4 protein-coding genes are annotated in these 6,373 nt (G+C 24.2%); 2 read left to right on the forward strand and 2 right to left on the reverse strand.

The window, feature by feature from the left end; translation table 11 throughout:
- Positions 1-184 precede the first annotated feature (184 nt).
- The gene (locus tag L8X27_RS07845) at positions 185-1,888 is read left to right on the forward strand and encodes a KAP family NTPase (protein WP_263671857.1); all 1,704 of its coding nucleotides are present in this window, start codon (positions 185-187) and stop codon (positions 1,886-1,888) included.
- 92 nt (positions 1,889-1,980) lie between these two features.
- Here the strand turns inward: L8X27_RS07845 and L8X27_RS07850 are convergent, their stop codons facing one another.
- Together L8X27_RS07850 and L8X27_RS07855 are read right to left on the reverse strand one after the other, a co-directional pair.
- Positions 1,981-2,250 (reverse strand): tyrosine-type recombinase/integrase, encoded by a 270-nt coding sequence (locus tag L8X27_RS07850; protein ID WP_263681177.1) that lies wholly within the window; start codon positions 2,248-2,250, stop codon positions 1,981-1,983.
- A gap of 832 nt (positions 2,251-3,082) precedes the next feature.
- A complete protein-coding gene (locus L8X27_RS07855) occupies positions 3,083-3,250 on the reverse strand; it encodes a helix-turn-helix domain-containing protein (RefSeq protein ID WP_220566775.1) in 168 nt (55 codons plus the stop codon).
- 735 nt (positions 3,251-3,985) lie between these two features.
- Between L8X27_RS07855 and L8X27_RS07860 the strand changes: the two genes are divergently transcribed.
- A partial coding sequence (locus L8X27_RS07860) for an inverse autotransporter beta domain-containing protein (RefSeq protein WP_263671854.1) occupies positions 3,986-6,373 on the forward strand: 2,388 nt, incomplete at its 3' end.

Consider the following 6,373-nt stretch of genomic DNA (forward strand, 5'->3'; position numbering starts at 1 on the left):
TCGCGTACGCGTATGTATTTTTTTATATATTTTTTAAAAAAAGAAAGGCTGTCTGAGTGCGTAGCTGTAAGGGGTATTTTAAAAAGAATATGCAACTATCTATAGCTTTAAGGTTTGGAGGATAGTTACATAGAAAACTTAAATAATTTTATATAATTACATAAATATTTTATAGGAGTGTATAATGAATAAGATTGACACTATCGCAAATTTTTTAGATAACAACTCTAAAAAATGTTTAGCTATAAATGGGTCTTGGGGTATAGGTAAAACTTATTTATGGAAACAAGTTGAAAATAAACTTTCTGAAATAAATGCAGATAAAAAGATTATTTATATAGATCTTTTTGGTAAAGAAAGTTATAAGCAAATATTAGAAGAAATAGTTTTTAAAATCCATGGAAACTACAATAAAATAGCAAATACTTTTTCACAAATTATAGCCAAAATTACAGAAATTAAATCCGCTGGAACAATTAACATTAACCCTGATGCTATTTTCTCATTTTTAAAAAAAGAAGATTTTAAAAAAGTTATTGTGTGTTTTGATAACATAGAAAGAAAATCTGATAATCTTTCTTTGAAAGAAATTTTAGGACTTGTAAATTTACTTAAAGAAGAAAAAGAATGTAATGTTGTTGTGATTTTTCATGAGGAAGAATTAAAAGAACAAGATGGCATTTTGACTGAAAATAATAAAGAAGAACAAGCCAAACAATATAATAGTAAAAACTGGTATCAAATATACAAAGAGAAGGTTATTGATTGTGAAATAACGATAAAAGACAATGATGAAGTAGCAAAAGCAATCATAAAAGATAGAATAAATAAATATACTAAAATTACAGATGAGATAAGAAATATTATTGAAAATATTATTTTCGAAAGATATAAAGAACAATGCAATGGAAATCTAAGATTATTATATCATGTGTTAGAACATATAGATTATTTTAACAAGCAATGTTTTTTATTGTTTTGCAAGTATGACAATAAAAAAACATTTTCAGATGCTCTAAAATTAAATTATATCTCATTAATATTTCAAATTAAAAAATATCTTTCTATTAAAATAGAAGAAAACGACTTATCTTCAGATTATCATCTTTATGAAAAATACCTAAAAAATATGTTTTATTTAAGTAAAGAAGAAAAATACCAACTAAGACGCGATTTTTATCAAACTTTAAAAATTGAACTTTATTATAAACTTCAAAACTGTAAGATAGAATATTTGGTAGGTAATTTAAGTGATGAACAATTTGTAAAAGATATTGAAAATTCACTCCTAAAAATAGACTTTTATTCAGAAAATGGAATGACACACTATCCTTATGGGTTTTATAAAAATTTACTTTCAACCTACACACAAATTACAAATAAAAAATTAAGCGACATAGAAGAAAAAATCAATCAGCATTATATAGAATCTCTTGTTATAGAAGAATTTAAGTTTGATCTTAATCATGATTATAGGTCTGACATAGCTCTTTTAAAATTATTAGAAAATGAAAAATGGAAAGATTATTATGAAGAAACTAAAGAAAAATACAAAACAAGCAAGTATGAAAATATTAATGCACTTATTAATAGCTATAAAAATATAGAAAATAGTTTTTATCTCGAAGCAATCAAGCAATATAATTTTTTTAAAAAAGAAGAATTAGTACAGCTATTTAAAAATAATAACGATTTTTGTAAGAAATTTTTTAATCATTTTTCTATGAATATGGTTGCAAGTCATAAATTTGATGATGATTTAAATAATAATTTATTTCAAACTTATTTAGATTTTTTAGATTTAGATGAAAATAAAATAAAAAAAAGTGTTGTTGTAGAATATATAAATTCACAAAATAGTGTATTAAGAAAGTTACTAATAGAATAATTGCGTTAAAGATATTCAATAAAATACTATTAAATTTACAAAAATTAAAAAGTTCTTATGTGTTTATAATTTGCAAACATTATAAAATTAAACTACTTATCTCTTTTTAATTTATCAATAAAATCACTCAACCATTGCATTAACTCTCTTCCATCATCAAGTCTTAAGCTTCTATTATATACTGCTTTTACTTTATTTCTTTCTCTATGATCTAAACATAGTTCTATAACTTCACTATCTTGTTTATGAATATTTTTATACTCATAAAGAAAAGTTGAAGCAGTAGCTCTAAAACCATGATATAGTATTTTATCACCAAAACCTAATCTTTTAATGGCTTGATTTAATGTGTTTTCACTCATTGTTTTAGATTTACTTATATCACTTGAAAAAAACATATTTTGAATCTGAATAAGAAAAATTTTTAACATATAAAAAGCAAGCCTAAAACACTCTGACTTAGCGGAATAATAAAATCCTCTCTTGCTTTAACTTTATTAGCACGAATAATAATTTTTTTATCAAAATCTATTTCTTTCCATTCTAAATTTATAATATTAGTACTTCTTAAAATAAATATGGACTAATTTGCAAAGCAACTTTTGTAAAAATACTTATTAATCGCAAGCAGTAATTCTTTAAATCTTGCTTCATCTGTGAAGTTTTATAACTTTGAACTTTATTAGTACCATAAAGTGCTTTTTTATATTTTGATTTTTAGTATTTTCTTTTTGAATATGTTCTTTTGGATTAATGCCTTATGATAGCATGTCGTTATAATCATTTACAATCTCTCTTGCCCGTGTTAATATGGTTATAGGATATTTTCCTATTTTAAAAGAATACCCTTTTTATTAAGTTTATATCTAAAATAAAAATTCTTATCAATATTTCCATGAAAAACCCTAGCTTCAATATATAAATTTTTAGTACAAGCACTTTGATATAAGTTTTTTATCAACAGTTAAATTTTTAAGCTCTTAATTGCTGATTTTCCTTTAAAGTGTGTACAAAAAAATATTTTTTTAATTTGTCAAAAGATTTTAATTGTAGTAATAATTCGTGATAGAGAAGTAATGGTGGATTTAGAAAGCGTGTGGTTTATTAATCAAACACCTAAGTATCCATACTTTAGAAATTAAATATCTAAATAACATATACTTTTGAAAATTCAATAATTTGTATAGTTAAATCTCATTTTAAAAATTTAACTCCTGATATAACTTTAGCTATTTCTTCAATGGAAAATAATACATAGCAAGATACTTCCATAGATTGTATTTTACCTTTTCTTCTTAGATTATCAATAGTTCCTGAAGAAACGCCTAATACTTTAGCAAATTCTTTTTTACTTAAAGTCATTTTTTATATTTCTCAAAAAATTTTTGTTTCTAAATAATTCTTGGTTGTGCTAATCTTGCTTAATTGTGAAATATGTTTGTTTTAATTTATAAAAATAATATATAAAACTATAAATATCTTTATATATCTAACTTTATTTAATCACTTTTTATTTTCTGTTAAATATTATATATATTCTTTTACCTATTATCCAAATTATAAAAACATACAAATTATAATTAAATATATTTTTTTAATAAGTAATTTTAAGATTATAACAACTATTATCAAATTTATACAAAAACTCTATATTGTAGTTATCTAAAGAGTATAATAAGGTATTTATACTCTTTATTTATTACTATATATAAGCTTAGTATTTATACTTTATATACCAAATATGATAAATACACCTTACACTGTTATCTAAAATACTAAATGCTAATACTTTTAAAAATGTTAAATAGTATAATAAAATATAAATATAAAAATTCAAAAAGCTTATTTTTCATTATTTTTAAAAAGTAAATGATAAGTTTTTTTCATATATATTTAAATAATAATAAATCTATTTGCATTTTTTTAATAAAAAATAAAAGTAATTTTGATTATAATTTATAAATAATTATTATATTTATTAATTTTTTGGCTATTTTTCAATATTTTTATAACTTTTTTATCACTTTTGTATTTTTTGTGTTATCATATTCTCATCACAAATAAAAAATTTTATGCAAAGGATTCGGGGGGGGGGATATGAAAAAAACACTTTTACTTGTTTTAATCATTCACACTTTTCTTTTTTCTCAAATAATGATTTTAAAAAATCAAGATAAAATCATTATAGATGACAATCAAACTCTTGCACTTAATCATGTAAACCATGATCAAAAGCAAATACTTAAAGAATATGATAGCATTGACCCAAGAGTCAAAAAGCTATTAGAAGAAAAATCAAAGAAAGATTCTAATCTTAGTAAAGAAGATGAAGAATTATCTAATAAGGTTATTGGTGTTATTCAAACTATAGGTAATGTATATAATGCCAAAGATAGTAAAGAAAGAGATGAGCTTATAAGAGATTTAGCAAGCAATTATTTAAGCTTACAAGCTAATACTTTAATCCAAGAATATTTACATACTCTTAATCACTCCATTAATAGTGAGTTTAATTTAAACTATAATGATAGGGGTGGTTTAAGTGGTAATGCTAAAGTTCTTTTACCTATTATGAGTGAAGATAATCCAAAAATATCTTATTTTCTACAAAGCGGTATAGGTGGATATGATAATAATAGAATCATAGGTCATTTTGGTGGTGGTATAAGATATTATCCTAATGCATTAGCATTAGATAATTCAGGAAATATCATGCTAGGATTAAATTTAGTTTATGATCATGATTTTAGTAGAGAGCATAAAAGAATATCTTTGGGCTTTGAAAGTATGTTAGATACACTAGCTTTCCATGCTAATATTTATCAAAGATTAAGTGATTGGATTAATAGTTATGATTTTAAAAATGCAAATAATGATCTAACTTTCTTAGAACGCCCTGCTAATGGCTGGGATATGGGTATTAAATATGCTTTTCCTTCTATGAGTAATGTAGCTGTTTTTGCTAATATGAGTAAATGGTATGGAGAAAAAGTAGCTCCATTTGGCAATGTAAACTGCTATGAAGATTTAGAAAAAAATCCTTTAGTGTATGAAGGAGGTATTACTTACTCACCTTGTCCCGCATTAACTTTTTCGCTAAGCCATAAAAGAAGTAATGAAAGTGATAAACAAGGCACAAATATAGCTATGAATTTTAACATACCTTTAGATAAAGATGCCTTCAAACACGCTTTTGATACAAAATTAGCAGGTATAAATAATACCATTGAAGGCTCTAGAACTCATTTTATAGATAGAGATTATTCTATGGTGCTTGAATATAAAGCTATTAACAATACTTATCATATTTCTTATTGCGGAAATTTGGGAGGTAATACTCATTGTATTATGCTTAAAGATGGCTTTAATCAAGCAGTTAAAAATGTTGCTATGAGTGTAACTCCTGAACAAAAAAGTGTAATCTTAAAAGATGGAAATCATTATATTACTGATAGTAATGGAAAAGTTTTTGTAAAAATAATCCATTCTTATGGAGTCCATCAAACCAATTTAATTGCTAAAGCAGGGAATGCTCAAGAAAGTTTCCCTATTACTATCATAGCTCCAAAAGAAGACTTTAGGATATTTGCTAAACCTTCTAATATACAAAGATATGAAAAATCTCTAATCACATTTACAGGAAATGATTTAGCAGGCGATTTGGCAATTCATTGGAAATTAAATGGTAAAGGAAGTTTAGAAAAAACGCCAAATTCAGATAAAACTGATAAAGATGGAAATTCAAATATCATCTATAAACCTGATGTAAACATGAAAGATAAAGAAAAAGCTGAAATCATTGCTAATGTATTGGGAGTTACTTTAAAAACATTTGTTCAAATAGCAATTTATGGAGATAATGATATTATCTTAGATAAAGCTATTATAGGTAATAAAGAAAAAACTCATGCAAGTTATAAAAACTTAAAAGCTAATTCTACAAAAGTTAAATGGAGTATACAAGGAGATAATGCTTTATTTGTTGATAAAGATAAAACTACTAAGGAGCTTAATTTAATAGCTGATGATAAAGGTGAGAGTAATGTAGAAATCATAGGACTTAGTGGAAATGAAAAAGTAAAAATCATTGCTAAGAATATGAGTGATGAATTAGTAAAAGAAAAAAGTAAAGATTTAGAGATTAAAAATTATACAGCCACTATGGAGCTTCCTACTGGAAAAGATCCTGTGACTCATCAAGACTTTGAAAAAGGAATGATTGATTATAAAAGCGACTTTGAAGTAAAACTTAAAGGTTTAATGCCAAAAACAAAAGTTTTATGGAAGGCTAAAGATATACAAAGCAATAAAACTTTAAGAATTAGTAACGATAAAGAAAGTACAGCTGATGATAAAGGTGAGAGTAAGGTAGTATTTGAAGGAGTAAAAGATTTTAATATTAAAAGATTACAAATCATTGCTACTTATAATCAAAGCGCAGCTAGCACTCAAGAAGTAAGTGGAGAAATCAAACTCCACCAATAC

Origin of the sequence: Campylobacter sp. CNRCH_2015_1657 (assembly GCF_025772685.1) — a bacterium.
GTDB lineage: Bacteria > Campylobacterota > Campylobacteria > Campylobacterales > Campylobacteraceae > Campylobacter_D > Campylobacter_D lari_D.

Excerpts from the sequence above, each read along its gene's own strand:
- L8X27_RS07855 (WP_220566775.1), bottom strand. The coding sequence starts at position 3,250 with ATGACTTTAAGTAAAAAAGAATTTGCTAAAGTATTAGGCGTTTCTTCA.
- L8X27_RS07850 (WP_263681177.1), bottom strand. The coding sequence starts at position 2,250 with ATGAGTGAAAACACATTAAATCAAGCCATTAAAAGATTAGGTTTTGGT.
- L8X27_RS07845 (WP_263671857.1), top strand. The coding sequence starts at position 185 with ATGAATAAGATTGACACTATCGCAAATTTTTTAGATAACAACTCTAAA.